Annotated in this window: 17 protein-coding genes; 1 reads left to right on the forward strand and 16 read right to left on the reverse strand. The window is 74.2% G+C overall.

Annotated elements, in window-relative coordinates:
• Window positions 1-5: 5 nt before the first annotated feature.
• Together efp and FB458_RS20310 are read right to left on the reverse strand one after the other, a co-directional pair.
• Entirely contained in the window at window positions 6-566 is a 561-nt protein-coding gene (gene efp / locus FB458_RS20305; protein ID WP_141850088.1) for an elongation factor P, read from the reverse strand.
• Window positions 567-666: 100 nt separating this feature from the next.
• On the reverse strand, window positions 667-1,416 hold the full coding sequence (locus FB458_RS20310) for a dienelactone hydrolase family protein (protein ID WP_141850089.1): 750 nt from the start codon (window positions 1,414-1,416) through the stop codon (window positions 667-669).
• A gap of 1,139 nt (window positions 1,417-2,555) precedes the next feature.
• Between FB458_RS20310 and FB458_RS20315 the strand changes: the two genes are divergently transcribed.
• Window positions 2,556-3,479, forward strand: coding sequence for a CehA/McbA family metallohydrolase domain-containing protein (locus FB458_RS20315; RefSeq protein WP_141850090.1), 924 nt, complete (start codon window positions 2,556-2,558; stop codon window positions 3,477-3,479).
• Between the two features lie 19 nt (window positions 3,480-3,498).
• On the opposite strand, the gene aroB is transcribed toward FB458_RS20315, so the two are convergent.
• The 14 genes from aroB to FB458_RS20385 all read right to left on the reverse strand — a co-directional run bounded on the left by aroB (window position 3,499) and on the right by FB458_RS20385 (window position 18,813).
• The gene (aroB, locus tag FB458_RS20320) at window positions 3,499-4,614 is read right to left on the reverse strand and encodes a 3-dehydroquinate synthase (protein ID WP_141850091.1); all 1,116 of its coding nucleotides are present in this window, start codon (window positions 4,612-4,614) and stop codon (window positions 3,499-3,501) included.
• Window positions 4,611-5,198 carry a shikimate kinase gene (locus FB458_RS20325; RefSeq protein WP_141850092.1) on the reverse strand — a complete coding sequence of 196 codons (588 nt, stop codon included), beginning with the start codon at window positions 5,196-5,198 and terminating at the stop codon, window positions 4,611-4,613. Before FB458_RS20325 ends, aroB begins: the two co-directional genes overlap by 4 nt.
• Entirely contained in the window at window positions 5,195-6,430 is a 1,236-nt protein-coding gene (gene aroC / locus FB458_RS20330; RefSeq protein ID WP_141850093.1) for a chorismate synthase, read from the reverse strand. Before aroC ends, FB458_RS20325 begins: the two co-directional genes overlap by 4 nt.
• Window positions 6,431-6,465: 35 nt before the next feature.
• Window positions 6,466-7,248, reverse strand: coding sequence for an A24 family peptidase (locus tag FB458_RS20335; RefSeq protein WP_141850094.1), 783 nt, complete (start codon window positions 7,246-7,248; stop codon window positions 6,466-6,468).
• A gap of 31 nt (window positions 7,249-7,279) precedes the next feature.
• Window positions 7,280-8,149 carry a shikimate dehydrogenase gene (locus FB458_RS20340; protein ID WP_246061421.1) on the reverse strand — a complete coding sequence of 290 codons (870 nt, stop codon included), beginning with the start codon at window positions 8,147-8,149 and terminating at the stop codon, window positions 7,280-7,282.
• Complete coding sequence (gene mltG / locus FB458_RS20345) at window positions 8,143-9,435, reverse strand: endolytic transglycosylase MltG (protein WP_141850095.1); 1,293 nt, start codon at window positions 9,433-9,435, stop codon at window positions 8,143-8,145. The genes FB458_RS20340 and mltG overlap by 7 nt, the downstream gene beginning before the upstream one ends.
• Window positions 9,435-10,061 carry a Holliday junction resolvase RuvX gene (gene ruvX / locus FB458_RS20350; RefSeq protein ID WP_425460862.1) on the reverse strand — a complete coding sequence of 209 codons (627 nt, stop codon included), beginning with the start codon at window positions 10,059-10,061 and terminating at the stop codon, window positions 9,435-9,437. The genes mltG and ruvX overlap by 1 nt, the downstream gene beginning before the upstream one ends.
• Window positions 10,048-12,804 carry an alanine--tRNA ligase gene (alaS, locus tag FB458_RS20355; RefSeq protein WP_141850096.1) on the reverse strand — a complete coding sequence of 919 codons (2,757 nt, stop codon included), beginning with the start codon at window positions 12,802-12,804 and terminating at the stop codon, window positions 10,048-10,050. Before alaS ends, ruvX begins: the two co-directional genes overlap by 14 nt.
• Before the next feature lie 104 nt (window positions 12,805-12,908).
• On the reverse strand, window positions 12,909-13,211 hold the full coding sequence (locus FB458_RS20360; RefSeq protein ID WP_141850097.1) for a DUF6167 family protein: 303 nt from the start codon (window positions 13,209-13,211) through the stop codon (window positions 12,909-12,911).
• A 3-nt stretch (window positions 13,212-13,214) separates the two neighbouring features.
• Window positions 13,215-13,616 (reverse strand): DUF948 domain-containing protein, encoded by a 402-nt coding sequence (locus FB458_RS20365; protein WP_425460863.1) that lies wholly within the window; start codon window positions 13,614-13,616, stop codon window positions 13,215-13,217.
• A 92-nt stretch (window positions 13,617-13,708) separates the two neighbouring features.
• On the reverse strand, window positions 13,709-14,881 hold the full coding sequence (locus FB458_RS20370; RefSeq protein WP_141850098.1) for an ABC transporter ATP-binding protein: 1,173 nt from the start codon (window positions 14,879-14,881) through the stop codon (window positions 13,709-13,711).
• Window positions 14,878-15,939 carry an ABC transporter ATP-binding protein gene (locus FB458_RS20375; RefSeq protein WP_211356237.1) on the reverse strand — a complete coding sequence of 354 codons (1,062 nt, stop codon included), beginning with the start codon at window positions 15,937-15,939 and terminating at the stop codon, window positions 14,878-14,880. The genes FB458_RS20370 and FB458_RS20375 overlap by 4 nt, the downstream gene beginning before the upstream one ends.
• Window positions 15,940-15,971: 32 nt before the next feature.
• Window positions 15,972-16,958 (reverse strand): ABC transporter permease, encoded by a 987-nt coding sequence (locus tag FB458_RS20380; RefSeq protein ID WP_170185771.1) that lies wholly within the window; start codon window positions 16,956-16,958, stop codon window positions 15,972-15,974.
• Between the two features lie 94 nt (window positions 16,959-17,052).
• Entirely contained in the window at window positions 17,053-18,813 is a 1,761-nt protein-coding gene (locus tag FB458_RS20385) for an ABC transporter substrate-binding protein (RefSeq protein WP_141850100.1), read from the reverse strand.
• Between the last annotated feature and the right edge of the window lie 27 nt (window positions 18,814-18,840).

The raw sequence follows: 18,840 nt of genomic DNA on the forward strand, positions 1-18,840 counted from the left end.
GGGCGTCAGTTCACGCGGCCGAGGTACGACCCGTCGCGGGTGTCGACCTTGACCTTGGTGCCGGTCTCGAGGAACAGCGGGACGTTGATGGTCGCGCCGGTCTCGAGGGTGGCGGGCTTGGTGCCGCCGGTGGAGCGGTCGCCCTGCAGGCCCGGCTCGGTGTAGGTGATCTCGAGGACCACGGAGGCCGGGAGCTCGACGTACAGCGGGACGCCGTCGTGGGTGGCGACGATCGCGTTCTGGTTCTCCAGCATGTAGCCCGCGGCGGTGCCGACGACGGCCTCGGAGACCTGGAGCTGGTCGTAGGTGTCGGTGTCCATGAAGACGAAGTCCGACCCGTCCTTGTACAGGTACTGCATCGTGCGCTTGTCGACGTTGGCCGTCTCGACCTTGGTGCCGGCGTTGAAGGTCTTGTCGACGACCTTGCCCGACAGCACGGCCTTGAGCTTGGTGCGGACGAAGGCCGGGCCCTTGCCGGGCTTGACGTGCTGGAACTCCACGACGGACCAGAGCTGGTTGTCGATGTTGAGGACCATGCCGTTCTTGAGGTCGTTGGTGCTCGCCACGAAGTGACCGCGCTTTCCACTTGGGGCCGGCGTCGACCGGCCTGCGCCCCGCCTGGCGAGGAGGCCCGGACACCGACAGGTACGGGGGAACCCGCTGAGTCTACCGGGGCAGGTGCGTCCCGAAGAACTCGCCGATCCGCCGCCACGCGTCGGCGGCCGCCACCGGCTCGGGCCCCGCGCCCTGCACCCGCAGCAGCGGGCGCAGCCACCAGGGCGCGTTCTCGGCGTCGTTGAGGAACGAGTGGCCGGCCGAGCCGTAGCGCTTGACGTCGTACGGCGTCCCGTGGGCCTCGAGCGCGGCGGCCAGCTTGGGCGGCACGTCGGCGAGCGCCGTGTCCTTGGCGCCGTACGACGCGACCACGGGGCAGCCGCCGGCGAGCGCGTCGAGCTGCGCGTCGCCCTGGGCGAGCATCCCGTAGTTGACCGAGGCGGCGTCGTACCCCCGCCCGGGCTGGGCGAGCAGCAGCGCGAACCCGCCGCCCATGCAGAAGCCGATGACGCCCACCCCACCGGTCGCGTCGTCGCGGGCGAGCAGCATCCGCCGGGTCGCCTCGAGGTCGTCGAAGGCCGCGCCGCTCCCCGACCGCAGCGACCGGAAGGTCGCGACGAGGCACGGCAGCCGGCGGCCGGCGCCGAAGAGGTCGGGCGCCGCGACGACGTACCCCATCGACGCGAGGTGGTCGGCGCTGCGGCGCATGACGTCGTCGAGGCCGAAGGCCTCGTGGACCATGACCACCCCGGGGTGCGGCCCGTCGCCCGGCGGCCGGGCCACGTAGGCCCGCAGGCCGCGTGAGGCGCCGGGCAGGTCGGCCGGGACGGGGACGTCGACGAGGTCTCCCAGGGGGTCCATCGCCCCAGTCTGCCCGCCCGGGACACCGACCGCCGTCGTGCACACCTGTTGCACGCGGCGACCGACCGTGCACGACCCACCGGTTCGCCGACCGGGCGCGTGGTGCCGGTGGTGGACTTCTGCTCGCCGTCGAGGGGTCCTCGGGGGCCGCGAGCAGGCGGCCGACCCCCGGGCGGGGAGGACGACCATGTGCGACGACGGCCACGAGCTCGGACCCGACGGGGTCGAGGAGGACGACGGCCCCGTCGTGGAGGAGGGGGCCGAGTGGTCCCCCCGCCCCAGCCGGCGGCTGGTCCTCGGGGGGCTCGCGGCCGCGGTGGGCGCTCCCGTGGCCCTCTCGGGCGGGGCCGCCCGCGCCGCCGGACGCAGTGCGGTGACCGGCCGGACCTCGCAGGTCGCCGCGATGCACCTGCACGCCAGCTTCAGCGAGCAGCAGGGCAGCTGGGAGGGGCAGGCCTGGCGCATGCAGCAGGAGGGCGTGGACCTCATGTTCATGACCGACCACTCGCACGGTCAGCTGGCCACGCACATGGCGAGCGACCTCACCGGCCTCGACCTCGTGCCCGTCTCGACCGGCGGCTCGTCGTCGCCCGGCCCCGTCGCGCGGCCGGGTGGCGGGCTGTCGCTCTCCGTCGCCAGCACGACGTCGCAGCCCGCGACCGCCGGGATCCTCACCGACCGGACGTCGAAGCGGAACCTGCTGGGGATGCGCACCTCGGTGATGGGTCAGGTCCTGCGGCACACCTTCGGTGCCGTCTCGGTCGACCCGGGCGGCCTGTACGAGGTCCGCGTCGGACTGTCGCACCACCCCGCCGCCGCGGGCAGGCCGGCCGGCGTCCACGGCCTGTGCTTCCGCTTCGGCCCGGGACTATCGCCCGGCACCCGGCTGGAGGACCGCGGCCTCACCGGCGTGGTGACGGCACCGCTGCCCGCCGCCGGCACCACCGTGGCGCTCGACCTGGAGGCGGCGGCGGCCTCCGCGTGGCCCGACCTGGTCCCCCAGGACCAGGGCACCCAGTACCTCTCCTTCACGGCGACCAGCCCGGGACGCGGGGTCTCGGTCTCGGTCGACGTCACCGGCGTCGTCCTCGCCCGGGCCGCCCGCACCCCCCGCGGGCGTCGCGGCGGTCCAGCAGGCGATGGCCACCCGGTACGGCGCCCGGTACGGCGTGAGCATCGTGCCCGCGGCCGAGCTCGGGAAGACCAGCCACGTCAACGCCTTCACGACCCGGCAGTTCTTCGCCGCGGACGAGGAGCTGTCCTACCGCGACCCCGCGACCTACGTGCAGCGCAACGTCGCCGCGATCCACGCCCAGGGCGGCCTGGTCTCGTGGAACCACCCGTTCGGCGCGACGACGGGCCGGGTGACGACCGGCCCGGCCGCCGTGACGAGGCGCCGCAACGTCTACGCCGCCCTCGCCAAGCAGGACGTCTGGGGCGTCGACATCCTCGAGGTCGGCTACGCCGTGCGCGGGTCGATGGGGATCGAGGACCACCTCGCCCTGTGGGACACCTTCTCCCGGCACGCCCGGTTCCTCACCGGCAACGGGGTGAGCGACAGCCACGACAGCGCCCACGACCGGCTCGGCTTCGCGAACGAGTTCGTCACGGGTCTCTGGTCGCCCACCACCGGCCTGGGCGACGTGCTGCCCGCGCTGTCCGCGGGACGGGCCTGGACCCGGCACGCAAGGGCCTGGGCCGGCGGCCGACTCGACCTCGTCGTCGACGACACCTACCTCATGGGCCAGGTCGCGGTCGTCGGCGGCGGCGTGCACCGCCTCGCCGTCGCCGCCGACGCTCTGCCTCCCGGCTCGGTCGTCGAGGTGGTCGCCGGTCCGGTCGACCTGCAGGGCGTGGACCCCGGGACCGTCGTCCTGCAGCGCCTCCCGGCCTCGGCCTTCGGCGTGGCCGGGGTCGCGGGCTGCACGGTCGACGTGTCCGCCTCGACCTTCGTGCGCGTCACCGTCCGCTCGTCGGCCGGGACCGTCATCGGCGTGAGCAACCCCGTGTGGCTCCTGCTGTCAGCGCCCCCGACCGGGGTACCCGCCCCCCGACGACCCTGACGCCCCGCTGATCGGCCGGTCAGCGCGGCCGACCGGCGGGCGACTCGGCCCGCACGGCGGCGTACGACGCCTCGAGGTCGGCCTCGGCGGGCCCCTCCAGGCGGGTCGGCCGGCCGAGCCCGTCGAGGACGACGAACCGCAGCCGGTCGCCGCGGGTCTTCTTGTCGCGGCCCATCGCGGTGCGCAGCGCCTCCCACGAGCCGCGGCCGGCGTACGCCGTCGGCAGCCCCAGCGAGGTGAGCACCGCCCGGTGCCGCGCGACGTCCGCCTCGGACAGGTGGCCGGTGCGCCGGGCCAGCTCGGCGACGAAGACCATGCCGACGGCGACGGCCTCGCCGTGCCGCCAGGTGTAGCCCTCGACCTGCTCGACGGCGTGGCCGAAGGTGTGGCCGTAGTTGAGGACCTCGCGCAGCGAGGACTCCAAGAGGTCGGCGGTGACGACCTCGGCCTTGACCCGCACGGCCCGCTCGACGAGCTCGCGCAGCCGCTCCCCCGCCGGGTCGGCGGCGTCCGCCGGGTCCTGCTCGACGAGGCGCAGGATCTCGGCGTCGGCGACGAAGCCGCACTTGACGACCTCGGCCAGCCCGGCGGCCAGGTCGGCCGGCGGCAGGGTGGTGAGGACGTCGAGGTCGCAGACGACCCCGACGGGCTCGTGGAAGGCGCCGACGAGGTTCTTGCCCTCGGCCGTGTTGATGCCCGTCTTGCCCCCGACGGCCGCGTCGACCATGGCCAGCAGCGTCGTCGGCACCTGCACGACGGCGACCCCGCGCAGCCAGGTGGCGGCGACGAACCCGGCGAGGTCGGTCACCGTGCCGCCGCCGACCCCGACGACCGCGTCGGTGCGGGTGAAGCCCTCCTGCCCGAGCCGGGCCCACAGCCCGGCGGCGACCTCGGCGGTCTTGGCCGACTCGGCGTCGGGCACGGCGGCGAGCACCGCCCGCACGCCCGCCTGCTCGGCGGCGTCGCCGAGGCGGCGGGCCAGCGCGGCCATCGGCTCCGGGTGGACGACGAGGACGCGGCTGACGCCCGCGGGCAGCAGGCGGGTGACGACCGACGGGTCGCCGAGCAGGCCGCGGCCGACGAGGACGTCGTACGCCGCCGCGCCGGTGCCGACCCCGATCGTCGTGACGCTCACGCGTCGGTCCCCTCGGTCCCCTCGGTCCCCTCGGTCCCGTCAGAGCCGGCGCCGGGGGCGGGCGTGAGCCCGAGCGCCTGCGCCGCCTCGGCGGCGACGTCCTGCGGGGTGCGGCCGGCGGTGTCGACGCGGACCGTCGCGAGCGCCTCGTAGACGGGGCGGCGCACCTTCATCATGGCGATCCACGACCCGCGCGGGTTGACCGCCAGCAACGGCCGGGCCCCGTCGAAGCCGACCCGGCGGGCGGCGTCGGCGATACCGACGTCGAGGAAGACGACCCGGCGGCCGGCGAGCAGCTCGCGCACCGGCTCCTGGATCGGCGCGCCACCGCCGAGCGAGACCACACCGCGCGACTCGGTGAGCGCGGCCGCGACGGCGTCCCTCTCGAGGGTGCGGAAGGCGGCCTCGCCGTCGTCGACGAAGATCTCCGAGATGCTGCGGCCGGCCGTCCGGACCACCCGCTCGTCAGTGTCCTCGAAGGGGAGGCCGAGCAGCTCGGCGAGGGCCTGCCCCGTCACGGTCTTGCCCGAACCGGGCGGCCCGATGAGGACGACGACGGGCCCGTCGGCGACGGGCTGGCTCACGACGTCCACGTCCGCAGGCGCTCGGGCACGGAGGCGAGGTAGGACTCGTGGTTGCGCCGGGTCTCGGAGACGCTGTCGCCGCCGAACTTCTCCAGGCACGCGTCGGCGAGCACGAGCGCGACCATCGCCTCGGCGACGACCCCCGCCGCGGGCACCGCGCAGACGTCGGAGCGCTGGTGGATGGCCTTGGCCGGCTCGTCCGAGGCGGTGTCGACGGTGTCGAGCGAGCGCGGCACCGTCGAGATCGGCTTCATCGCGGCGCGGACCCGCAGCACCTGGCCGGTCGACATGCCACCCTCGGTGCCGCCCGCGCGACCGGTCCGGCGGCGGATCGCCCCGGCCTCGTCGCGCTCCATCTCGTCGTGCGCCCGGGAGCCGCGGCGGCGCGCCGTCCGGAAGCCGTCGCCGACCTCGACGCCCTTGATGGCCTGGATCCCCATGAGCGCGGCCGCGAGCCGCGAGTCGAGGCGGCGGTCCCAGTGGACGTGCGAGCCGAGGCCCGGGGGGACGCCGTACGCGAGGACCTCGACGACCCCGCCGAGGGTGTCGCCGTCCTTGCGGGCGGCCTCGACCTCGGCGACCATCGCGGCCGAACCGTCGGCGTCGAGGGTGCGCACCGGGTCGGCGTCGAGCCGCTCGACGTCGTCGGGCAGCGGCAGCGGCGCGTCGTCGGCGACGCCGGCCTCGCCGATGGCGACGGTGTGCGACACCAGCCGGATCCCGTAGGCCTGGGCGAGGAGGCGCGCGGCGACCTCGCCGAGGGCCACGCGGGCGGCGGTCTCGCGGGCCGAGGCCCGCTCGAGCACCGGGCGGGCGTCGTCGAAGGCGTACTTCTGCATGCCGACGAGGTCGGCGTGACCGGGCCGCGGGCGGGTCAGCGGCCGGTTGCGCGCGACCTCCTTCTCCGCGTTGACGTCGTCGGACGCGGCGAACGCCTCGTCCGTGACGGGGTCGGGGCTCATCACCGTCTCCCACTTCGGCCACTCGGAGTTGCCGATCCGGACCGCGAACGGCGACCCGAGGCTGACCCCGTGCCGCAGCCCGCCGAGCACGTCGACCCGGTCCTGCTCGAACTTCATCCGCGCGCCGCGCCCGAAGCCCAGCCGGCGTCGCGCGAGGGCCGCGGCGACGTCGCCGCTGGTCACCTCGACGCCCGCCGGCAGCCCTTCGAGGACGGCGACGAGGGCGGGTCCGTGGGACTCTCCGGCCGTCAGCCACCGCAGGTGTGCCATGCCGACGATCCTGCCACCCGGGGTCCGGGTGCCCGTCAGCCGCCCAGCGGTCGGACGGACAGCATGGCCGCCAGCAGCGCGCCGGCGACGAGGTAGGGCCCGAAGGCGACCGACGTGTGCCGGCGCACCCGCCGGGCCAGCAGCAGCACGAGCAGGACGACCCCGGCCACGACGAACGCGAGGTAGGCACCGGCCACCGCCGTCGCCACCCCCAGCCAGCCCAGGGCCGCCGAGAGGATCGCGCCCAGGGTGACGTCGCCGAGGCCGAAGGGCAGGCCCGGCACGAGCAGGCTGAGGAGCGACAGGAGCAGGTACGCCGCCCCGCCGCCCACCCCCACGAGCACGGCCCGCAGCAGGGCGCCCCAGTCCCCCGTCACCGCCGAGGCGACGACGAGCAGCAGCAGCAGACCCGGCACGAGCGGCAGGGTCAGCCCCTGCGGCAGCCGGTGCACGTCGGCGTCGATCCAGGCCAGGGCCACCCCCACCGCCCCCAGCAGGAGGAAGGCGGGCAGCAGCGCCCCCTGAGCGACCCCGCCGAGGCGCCAGGCCAGCAGCCCCCAGACGACCGGGACGGCGACGACGACGACCCCCGGCGGCGCGGGACGCGGACGGGGCGCGAGGGGCAGCGGACCGAGCATCTCGCGGTCCCCCGCGCCGCGCGGCAGCCGCGGCAGCTCGCGGGTCGGGCGCAGCGCCTCGTCGTCGAGGCGGTAGCCGAGGGTGGCCAGCGGTCGGGCGAGGACGAGGCCGACGACGACCCCGGCGAGGGTCACGGCGACGACGAGCCAGAGCGGGGCGCTCGGCGCGGGCGTGCTCACGTGCTGCTCACCAGGTCACCGGGTCACCGGGTCACCGGGCGGTCGGGGCGAGGGCGTGGCCCGTCGCCGCGGCCAGCGCCGCGCGCATCGCCTCGAGCGGGGCGGGGCGGCCGGTCATCAGCTCGACCTGTCGCGCCCCCTGGTGCAGCAGCATGAGGGTGCCCGGCAGGGCGGCCCAGCCGCGGGCGCGGGCGGCCGCGAGCAGCGGGGTGTCGCCGTCCCCGTAGACGGCGTCGAGGGCGGCCGTCCCGCCCGCCGGGAGCCCGGCCACCCAGTCGGCGGTCGCCGCGGGCGGGACGGTGCTGACGACGGCCTCGACGGTGGCGGGCCACCGTCCCGGGCCGGTGGTGGCGACCTCGAGACCGGCGGCCCGCGCCTGGGCCACGGTCTCGGGGCGGGCCTCTGCGCGGACCATGAACCGCACGCGGCGCGCGCCGAGCGCGGCGGCCGCGGCGACGGCGGCGCGCGCGGTGGCCCCCGACCCGAGGACGAGCAGCTCCTCGAGCCGCGTCACCCCGGCCTCGCCGAGGGCGGCGACCAGGCCGTGGACGTCGGTGTTGTCGGCCGACCAGGACCCGTCGGCGCGACGCACGAGGGTGTTGGCCGCGCCGGTCGCCCGGGCGAGGTCGCTCGTCTCGTCGGCGAGCGCGAGCGCGGCCTCCTTGAGCGGCATGGTCAGGGACAGCCCCACCCACTGCGGGCCGAGGCCCGCGAGGTGGGCCTCCAGCCCGTCCGCCTCGACCCGCGCGGCGTCGTACGTCCAGCCGGTGAGGTGCAGGGCGTCGTACGCCGCGCGGTGCAGCACCGGCGAGAGCGAGTGCGCGACCGGCGACCCGAGGACGCCGGCCCGGCGCCCCCCGGTCGGTCCGGTGGTGGGACCTGCAGGGGGCTCGCTCAGCACTTGCCCGGGTTCTGCGAGCACCACTTCTGGAACTCGGCGACGTTGGCCTCGTGCTCGGCCGCGGTCGTCGCGAACTTCGTCTCACCCGTCGAGGGGTTGACGGCGACGAAGTACAGCCACGGCCCGGCGGCCGGGTTCTGCGCGGCGGTGATGGCCTGGGCGCCCGGGTTGCCGATCGGCCCGACGGGTAGGCCGTCGCGCACGTAGGTGTTGTAGCCGTTGTTCGCGGCCCGCTCGGCGTCGGTCGTCGTGATGGCCCGCTTCTGGACGCCGTAGCTGACCGTGGAGTCGAGCTGCAGCTTCATCGGCTTGGCCAGGCGGTTGTCGATGACCCGTGCGATCTTCGGCAGGTCGGCGGCGCGCCGGCCCTCGGCCTGGACGATGCTCGCGAGGATCAGCGTCCGCTCCTGCTGGCCCGGCGGGACGCCCAGCGAGGTCAGCTCGGCCTGCGTCTTGGCCACCATCTCGGTCAGCTGCTCGACGGCGCTGGTGCTGGAGGAGAACTCGTACGTCGACGGGAACAGCCAGCCCTCGAGGTTGCCCTTGGCCTCGGCCGGCAGGCCGATCGAGGCGGGGTCCTTGGCGGCGGCCTGGTAGTCGGCGAGCGGGACGCCGGTCTGCTTCGAGAGCAGGGCGAGGGTCTCGCTCAGCCAGAGGCCCTCGCGCACGGTCACCTGGGGCACGGACCGGTTGGCCGGGTCGACGAGGACGGCGAGCGCCCCGGCGGCCGACATCTGCTTCTTCAGCGCGTAGGCGCCGGGCTGGATCGAGGCACCGCGGGGGTCGTCGGCAGCGGCGGAGGCGAACGCCTTGGCGGTCTTGACGACGTCGGCGTCCTGCAGCTTGGTGCCGATCGCGCTCGCGGTGTCGCCATCGGCGACGGTGACGACGACCGAGCCGGTGCCCGGCCCCGGGTAGTCCTGGCTCTCGGTGGCGACGTCGAGCAGCGGCCGCAGCTTGCCCACGGCGACCCAGCCGGCGCCGGCGACGACGGCCAGCGCGACGACGAGGACGATGAGCCCGCGCACCCGGCGCCGGCGGCCCTGCCGTCGCAGGCGGGCGTGCTCGCGGCGCGCGGTGCGCGAGGACGGCTCGGCCGCCATCCCGGCCAGCGGGTGGTCGTGGTCCTCGGGCAGCTCGTCCCCGTGGAGGTCCTCCTCGTGGAGGTCGTGCTCGAGGTCGTCGTACGACGTCTCGTCCCACTCGTGCTCGGCCCAGGCGTCGTCGTCGGTCCCGGGGTGGGGGGCCTCGTCGAGTCGCCCGCGGGTGTCGCGGGGGTCGGTCATCAGGTGCGGTCCTTCGTGTCGGGGTCCGGTCCGGACCCGGGACGTCGACCGGTGGGCTCGTCGTGGGGTCGAGCGTGGTCGGTGCCCGTGGTGCGGGCCTTGCGGCGCCGGCGGACGGTGACGAGCTCCCCCGGGGCCCGTCCCGACGCCCGCTCGGCGTCGAGAGCGCCCTGGAGGATGAGGACCGCGGCGGCCTGGTCGACCACGGCACGGTGCGCTCGACCTGCGAGGCCGCTCTCGTGCAGTGTCCTTGTCGCACTCACCGTGGTCAAGCGCTCGTCGACGAGCCGCACCGGGACCGGACGGACCAGTGCCGCCAGTTCGACCGCATATGCCCGGGCCGTCCGGGCCGCCGGTCCCTCCTCCCCGGACAGCGACCGGGGCAGCCCCACGACGACCTCGACGACCCCGCGCGCGACGGTCTCGTCGGCGATCCGCCGCTGGTCGGAGCCACCGGCGGCGTCCCGGGCGAGGGTCTCGACCGGCGTGGCGAGCAGGCCGGACGGGTCGCTGGCGGCGAGGCCGACGCGGACCGAGCCGACGTCGACGCCGAGCCGCACCCCGGCGCGGGGGCCCCCTCCCGGGGGGCCGCCCGCACCGGGGCCGGGCGTCTCAGCCCCGCTCACGCAGCGCGTTCTCGACGGCCCCGAGCGCCGCGGGGACCTGGGCCGGGTCCGAGCCGCCGCCCTGGGCGAGGTCGTCCTTGCCGCCGCCGCCCCCGCCGAGGGCCGCCGCGGCGAGCCGCACCAGCGCCCCGGCCTTGATCCCGGCCGCACGGGCCGGGTCGTTGGTCGCGACGACGACCACGGGACGACCCCCCGCGGCGGACGCCATGGCCACGACGGCCGGGCGCTCGGCGCCGAGCCGCTGCCGGACGTCGAGGACCAGGCCGCGCAGGTCGTCGGCGGCGACGGTCTCGGCGTCGTGACCGACGAAGGTCACCCCGCCGACGTCGCGCGCGCCCTCGACGAGCCGGGCCGCCCCGGCCAGGGCCTTCTCCTGGCGCGCCGCGGCGAGCTCGCGCTCGGTCTCCTTCAGCCGCGCCAGCAGGGCCGAGACGCGGTCGGTCAGCTCGGCCGGGCGGGCCCCGACCAGGTGCCCGAGCTCGGCGACGATCGCGCGCTCCGCGGCGAGGTGGCGCATCGCGTCGAGACCGACGAAGGCCTCGACGCGGCGCACGCCGGAGCCGACCGACGACTCGCCCGTGAGGGTGATCGCGCCGACCTGGGAGGAGTGCGCGACGTGCGTGCCACCGCAGAGCTCGCGCGACCAGGGGCCGCCGATCTCGACGACGCGCACGTCCTCGCCGTAGGTCTCGCCGAAGAGCGCGAGCGCGCCGAGCTCGCGCGCCTGCGCGAGCGGCATCGTCGTCGCCGAGACCGGCAGGTCGCGGCGCAGCGCGCCGTTGGCAACCTCCTCGATCTCGCTGCGGGTCGCGGCGCTGAGCGCCTGCCCCCACGCGAAGTCGAGGCGCAGGTAGCCGGGCCTGTTGTACGAGCCGGACTGCAGCGCCGTGGGGCCGAGCACCTCGCGCAGCGCCGCGTGCACGACGTGCGTGCCGGAGTGGGCCTGGCACGCCGAGAGCCGCCACTCGGGGTCGACCTGGGCGAGGACGTCGCTGCCCGTCCGGACGGCGCCGCTCGGGGTGTCGAGCACCTCGACGGTGTGGGCGACGAGGCCCTTGACGGGGCGCTGCACGTCGAGGACGCGCAGCCGCGCGCCGTCCCGGGTCTCGATGACGCCCTCGTCGGCGACCTGGCCGCCGGACTCGGCGTAGAACGGGGTGCGGTCGAGGACGACCTGGCCCTGCTGGCCCGGCTCCAGCGCCTCGACGAGGTCGCCGTCGCGCACGAGCCCGCGCACCGTCGCCTCGCTCGTCAGCTCGAGGTAGGCGCGGAAGTCGGTCGCGCCCTGGTCGCGCAGGGTGCGCCACACCTCGGACGTCGCGTGGCCGCTCTTCTTGGCCTTCGCGTCGGCCTTGGCGCGGTCGCGCTGCTCGGCCATGAGCCGGCGGAAGCCGGCCTCGTCGACGGCGACGCCCTGCTCGGCCGCCATCTCGATGGTCAGGTCGATGGGGAAGCCGTAGGTGTCGTGCAGGGCGAAGGCCTGGTCGCCGGGCAGCGAGAGGGCCGGCGGGGGCGTCGTACCGGCGTCGGTGGTGGGCTCGGTGGTGGGCTCGGTGACGCTCGGCGCGCTCTTGAGCCGGGTGATGGCCGTGTCGAGGATCGTCGTCCCCGACGCGAGGGTGCGCCGGAAGGCGTCCTCCTCGGCGTAGGCGATCTGGCTGATCCGCGCGAAGTCGGTGCGCAGCTCGGGGTAGGAGCGGCTCATCCGCTCCATGCTCACCGGCAGCAGGTGCGGCAGGCTCGGCTCGTCGAACCCGAGCAGGCGCATCGAGCGGACGGCGCGGCGCAGCATCCGGCGCAGGACGTAGCCGCGGCCCTCGTTGCCGGGGGTGACGCCGTCGCCGATGAGCATGAGCGAGGTGCGCACGTGGTCGGCGACGACGCGCAGCCGCACGTCGTCCGGGTGGCTCTCGGACGCCACGTGGCTGTGCGCCCGGCCGTACGTCTTGCCGGTCATCTCGGCGGCCTGGTCGAGGACGGGGCGGACCTCGTCGATCTCGTAGAGGTTGTCCACGCCCTGGAGGACGGAGGCGATCCGCTCCAGGCCCATCCCGGTGTCGACGTTGCGCTTGGGCAGCGGCCCGCGCACGTCGAAGTCGTCCTTCGCGCGGACGGCCGACAGCTCCTCCTGCATGAAGACGAGGTTCCAGATCTCCATGTAGCGGTCCTCGTCGACGGCCGGGCCGCCCTCGCGGCCGTACTCCGGGCCGCGGTCGACGAAGATCTCGCTGCAGGGGCCGCCGGGGCCGGGGATGCCCTGGTGCCAGTAGTTGTCCTTCTTCCCGCGGCGCACGATGCGCTCGGCGGGCACCCCGGTCAGCTCGCGCCACAGGCCGAAGGCCTCGTCGTCGTCCTCGTAGACGGTCGGCCACAGCTTCTCGGGGTCCAGGCCGTAGCCGCCGTCGTCGAGCGACCCGGTCAGCAGCTCCCAGGCGAAGCTGATGGCCCCTTCCTTGAAGTAGTCGCCGAAGGAGAAGTTGCCGTTCATCTGGAAGAACGTGCCGTGCCGGCTGGTCTTGCCGACCTCCTCGAGGTCGGGGGTGCGCACGCACTTCTGCACCGACGTCGCCCGCTGGTACGGCGCCGCCTCGGCCCCGATGAAGTAGGGCACGAACGGCACCATGCCGGCGACGACGAAGAGCAGGTTGGGGTCGTCGATGGGCAGGGGGACGCTGGGCACGACGGTGTGGCCGCGGGCCTCGAAGAAGGACAGCCAGCGGCGGCGGATCTCTGCGGTCTCCATGGGGGTGTCTCTCGGTGCGACCCGCGCGCGGCGCGGGTGGGGGCTCGGGGGGCTGGGTCGGGGTGGGCCGGTGGGCGGCGACGGGTCGCCGCCGGGCCGCACCCCTACCGAGCTCGCGGGCCGGTGGGGTCGTCGAGCAGGGTGCGGATGCCCTCGCCGTCGAGCCGCGCGGCGGCGCCGTCGCGGTCGCCCGGCTGGGTGTCGAGCCCGAGCGCGTAGCGCAGCTCCTCCTCGCGCTCGGCCATGCCGTCGCGGACGGCGTCGGCCAGCTCGCGCAGACCGTCGCCGAGCGAGGCGAGACCGTCGGCGACGCCCTGCGGGGTGTAGGCGCGGGCCACGCGGCCGGCGCGGCGGACGACGAGGACGCCGATGGCGGCCCCGACCCCGACCCAGAAGACGCGGCGCACGGGTCAGTGCCTCCGTCCGGCGCGGGTGCGGCGGTTCTCGCGCTCGGCCCGACCGCGCAGCGCGCTGCGCACGCCGTAGCTGAAGGCGGCGACCTTGACGACCGGTGAGCCGAGCGTCGCCGCGAAGAGGGACGTCAGCGCGTTGACGTTGCTCGACATCGTCGCGACGTTGGTCGTGATGGTGTCGACGCGCACGAGCTGCTCGTTGGTCGCGGTGACGGTGCTCGTCACCTCGCCGAGCAGGGGGACGGCGCCGTCGGACAGACCCTTGACGCCCACGCGGGCCTCCTCGAGGATCTCGCCGGCCTTGCCGACGACCCGGCCGATCCGGAACACGAGGTAGGCGAACGCGAGCGCGGCGATGACACCGGCGACGTCACCGAGCGTGATGTCGGCGAATCTCATGGGACAACCTCATCGGGGTCTCGTCGGTGGAGCGGGTCGGGCGGGCGCCCGGGCGGTGGAGCCCGCCCACCCTAGCCTCCGGGGACGCGGCCTCAGGAGACGGTGGCGGTGAGGTCGCTGCGCACCTCGGGGAAGTGGCAGGCCACGACCTGGTCCGGCGCCGCCCCCGAGGGCGTGACGAGCGGCGGCTCCTGGGTCGCGCAGACGTCCTGCGCCTTCCAGCACCGGGTGCGGAAGCGGCAGCCGCTCGGCGGGTCCAGCGGGCTCGGCGGGTCGCCCTGCAGGCGGATCCGCTCCTTCGGCGCGACCCCCCGCACCACCGCGAGGTCGGGCGCGGCGGAGAGCAGGGCCTGCGTGTAGGGGTGCTGCGGAGCCGTGTAGATCCGCTGCTTGGGTCCCTGCTCGACGATCTTGCCGAGGTACATCACGGCGATCGTGTCGCAGAAGTGCCGGATGACGCCGAGGTCGTGGGCGATGAAGATGAACGAGAGCCCCAGCTCGTCGCGGAGCCGCGCGAGCAGGTTCATCACTTGCGCCTGGATGGACACGTCGAGCGCGGAGACCGGCTCGTCGGCGATGACCAGCTGCGGCTCGACCGCGAGGGCCCGGGCGATCCCGATGCGCTGTCGCTGGCCCCCGCTGAACTCCGACGGGTAGCGGTTGATGTGCTCGGGGTTGAGCCCGACGAGCTCGAGCAGCTCCTGCGCCCGCTGCTTCTCGCGCCCCTTGGCCAGCCCGTGCACCTGCAGCGGGGTCTGGAGGATCGCGCCCACCGTCTGGCGCGGGTTGAGGCTGGAGTAGGGGTCCTGGAAGATCATCTGGACCTCGCGCCGCATCGGTCGCAGCGCCTTCTCCTTGAGCCCGGCGATGTCGGTGCCGCGGAAGCGGATCGCCCCGGAGGTCGGCTCCTCGAGCCGGGTCAGCAGCCGGCTCGTCGTCGACTTGCCGCAGCCGGACTCCCCCACCAGGCCGAGCGTCTCGCCCTGCCGCAGCGTGAAGGACACGCCGTCGACGGCGCGGACCACTCCGCGGAACATGCTCAGCCCCTGCACCTCGCGGACGGCGAAGTGCTTGACCAGGTCCGAGACCTCGAGCAGCGTCGGCGCCGCGGCCAGGTCGCGGCGGGCGGCGTGCACGACCTGGTCGACGGCGACCTCCGCCGTCTCGTCCACCGGCCGGGCCAGCTCCTCGGCCTCCGCGTCGTGCGGGTCGGGCGTCGTCGCGACCTCGTCGGTCCGCGTCGCGGCGGCCTCGTCGGCGGTCATCGGGGGTCCTCCTGAGTGGGCGGCACCAGCAGCTGGGCCTGGGGGTCGTCGAGGTGGCAGCGCACCTGGCGGCCGTCGGGCAGACGTCGCAGCTCGGGCAGCTCGGTGGTGCAGCGGTCCCCGGGGACCCGGTCACGGTAGTCGCAGCGGGGGTTGAACGAGCAGCCGCTCGGCAGGTGCACGAGGCTGGGCGGGGTGCCGCGGATGGCCCGCAGCTCCTGCCCGTCGAGCGAGGCCGACGGGACGGACTGCAGCAGCCCCATCGTGTAGGGGTGGTCGGGTCGGGCCAGCACCTCGCGGCAGGTGCCGCGCTCGACGGCGCGGCCGGCGTACATGACGAGGATGTCGTCGGCGACCTCGGCGACGACCGCGAGGTCGTGCGTGATGAGGATGACCGCCGAGCCGAACTCCTTCTGCAGGTCGCCGATGAGGTCGAGGATCTGCGCCTGCACCGTGACGTCGAGCGCCGTCGTCGGCTCGTCGGCGACGAGCAGCTGCGGGTCGTTGACCAGACCCAGGGCGATCATCGCGCGCTGGCGCATGCCGCCGGAGAACTCGTGGGGGTACTGGTTGGCCCGGCGCTGCGGGTTCGGGATGCCGACCCGGTCGAGCATCTCGACGGCCCGCTTCTGGGCGATCGCCTTCGACACGTCGTGGTGGGCACGGTAGGCCTCCGCGATCTGCCGGCCCACCTTGTAGAAGGGGTGCAGCGACGACAGCGGGTCCTGGAAGACCATGGCCACGGTCTGGCTGCGCAGCCGGCGCATCGTCGCCTCGTCGGCGCCGACGATCTCCTGGCCGGCGAGCTTGATGCTGCCGCTGATCTCGGTGCGCTTGGGGTTGTGCAGCCCGAGCAGGGTCATCGACGAGACGGACTTGCCCGAGCCGGACTCGCCGACGATGGCCAGGGTGCGCCCCAGGCGGGCCTCGTAGCTGAGGTCCTGGACGGCGTTGACCGGACCCTCGTCGCTGGGGAAGCGGACGGTGAGGTGGTCGACCTTGAGGACGACGTCGCCCTCGTGGGCCAGGACGTCCTCGCGGGTGCCGACACCGGGCAGGACGGGGACCGAGGTCTCGGTGCGGGTGTCGCTCACGCGAGCCTCACTCTCGGGTCGACGACGGAGTAGAGGACGTCCACCACCAGGTTGAGCACGACGACGATGACCGCGCTGAGCAATACGGTGCCCATGATCACCGGCAGGTCGTCGAGACCGAGCGCGTCGATGGAGAGCTTGCCGACGCCGTCGATGCCGAAGATCTTCTCCGTGATGAGCGTGCCCGCCAGCAGGCCGGCCATGTCGAGCCCGAGGACCGTGAGGACCGGGCTCAGCGCCCCGCGCAGCGCGTGGCGGTAGGTCACGGCCCGGGCGGAGATGCCCTTGCTCCGGGCCGTCCGCACGTAGTCCTGGGCCAGCGTGTCGACCATCTGGGCCCGCGTGTACCGCACGTACGACGTCGAGTACACGAGGCCGAGGATGAGCGCCGGCGCGAGCATCCCGATCAGCCACGGCCCGACGCCGTCGGACAGCGAGGCCGAGCGGGGCAGCACGGGGTTGAGCACGACGAGGTAGAGCGAGGCGAGCAGCGCGACGACGTAGTACGGGATGGCGCCGAAGACCTGCGAGAAGCCGACGACGAAGCGGTCGAGGCCGCTGCCGCGGCGCTGCGCGGTGTAGACGCCGAGGGTCACGCCGATGGCCAGGAAGATGACCATCGACATGACGGCGAGGACGAACGTCGTCGGCACCCTGTCGAAGACCATCTCCCGCACGTCGAGGTGGTAGCGGAAGGAGTAGCCCAGGCAGGGGGCCGTGCACTCCTTGACCGTCCCGCCGTCGGTGATCTCGCGCCCGACGAAGAGCCCCTTGAAGTACTCGGTGAACTGCTGCGGCAGGGGCCGGTCGAGCCCCATCGAGTGGCGGATCTCGACGAGCTTGGTGGCGCTGCAGCGCAGCTCGCCGCACATGGACTGGGCGGGGTCGGCGGGGCCGGCGAAGAAGAGCAGGAACGTCGCGACGAGCGTGACGAGCACGACGCTGACGGCCAGCGCGATCCGGCGGGCGATGTAGACGATCACGGGATGGAGGACCTCGAGCAGGTGGGTCGGCCCGGACGCGGGGGCCGGGACGTGGTGTCCCGGCCCCCGCGCCCGGTTGGTCGGGCGGGCTCCGTCAGGAGTCGACCCAGATCGAGTTGAGGATCGGCGTGCCGTGGTTCGGGTCGTTGATGACGTTGTGCACCTTGGTGCCGAACACGATGTTCGACTTGTCCCAGTACCAGGGCAGGGCCGGGAGGTAGTTCTCCATCAGCCACTTGTCGAACTTGCCCCACTCCGGGCCCTGGTCCGCGATGGACAGCTTGGAGATGCGGGCCAGCTCCGCGTCGACCTTGCTGTCGGACAGGTCACCCCAGTTGGTGCCACCTTGCTTGAGCTGGGTGGAGGCCACGGTGGGCGGGAAGATCGAGTCGGCCGACGGCCAGTCGAAGCACCAGCCGGCGGGCGACTGGCCCATGTTGGTCTGCGCGTTGGGGTCGGCGATGAGCTTGCGCCGCTCCTTGCCCGGCACACCCAGGTCGGTGACCTTGAACCCGGCGGCCTCGAGGCCCTGCTTCTTGGCCTGGTTGGTCTGCTGCGCGATCGGGTCGTCGTTCGTGTAGTAGTACTTCAGCTCGAACGGCTTGTCCGCGCCGTAGCCGGCCGCGGAGAGCATCTCCTTGGCCTTCGCCGGGTCGCCGTTGCCCTGGCCGGTCACGCCGTCGAGGGTGTAGTCGAGCCAGCCCGGGATCTGCGGCGGGATGAGGGTGTGCGCCGGCGACGCGGAGTGCGTGCTGAGGCCGGCGGCCTTGGTCATCGCGTCCCACGGCATCGCGACGGCGAGCGCCTTGCGCACCGGCATGGGGATCTTGCGGGTGTCGAGGTTCTGCGTGACGGTGCAGGAGCTCGGGCCCTCGACGAACTGCGACTTCTTCGCGCCCTCGATCTGCGAGACGAGCGAGGAGTCGATGCCCTCCCAGTTGAGGGTCGTCGCGTCCGGGCCGTTGCTGGCGAGGATCGCCGTCTGGGTCTGGACGGTGTCGGTGCCGAACTTGAAGTCGTAGCCGTCGACGTACTGCGTGCGCGCCGGGTCGCTGTTCGGGTCCCAGTACGGGTTCTTCTTGAGCTTGAGCTCCGAGCCCTGGGTGAAGGAGTCGATGACGTACGGGCCGGTGGCGAGCGCCTTGTCGCCGTACGACTCGTCCTTGGTGTCCTTGGCCTGCGGGATCGGCGAGACCTGGGTGAAGGTCGTGAAGTAGGGCAGCGTCTCCCAGGGCTTGGACAGGTGGAAGACGACGGTCGAGTCGTCGGGCGCCTCGACGCCGGCGAAGGTGTCGCCGGACTTGTACGGGCCCTGGTACTTGTCGCCGTCCTTGAGGAAGTCGACCTGGTAGGTCGGGCCGGTCGCGGTGAACGCGAAGGAGCGCTTGACGGCGTACGCGACGTCCTTGGCCGAGACCGCGGAGCCGTCGCTGTACTTGATGCCGGACTTCAGCTTGAAGGTCCAGGTGAGGCGGTCCGAGGAGACCTGGCCCAGGTCGGTGGCGAGGTCCGGCACGAGGACCTCCTTGCCGCCGCGGTTGACGAAGGTCGTCAGCGACCGCATCGTCAGCTGGGTCATGATCGCGCCGGAGTCCTGGTAGAACTGCGCGCTCGGGTCCATCGAGCTCGGCGAGGTCGAGTAGGAGACGGTGAGCGTCCCCCCGTTCTTCGCGTTGGCGTCACGCGGCGCGGGACCCTTGGCGTTCGGGTCGAGCGACGCGCCGGCCTGCTCGACGGGCGCCGAGGTGGCGTTGCCGTTCGAGCCACCGGTCGCCGTCTTCGACGGGGCCGAGCAGGCCGCCGTCAGGCCGATCGACGCGACCGCGCCGACGGCGAGGACGTGGGTCCACCGCATGGGTTCTCCTCTTTCAAAGGTGTGTTC

Source organism: Lapillicoccus jejuensis, from assembly GCF_006715055.1.
Classification (GTDB): Bacteria; Actinomycetota; Actinomycetes; order Actinomycetales; family Dermatophilaceae; genus Lapillicoccus; species Lapillicoccus jejuensis.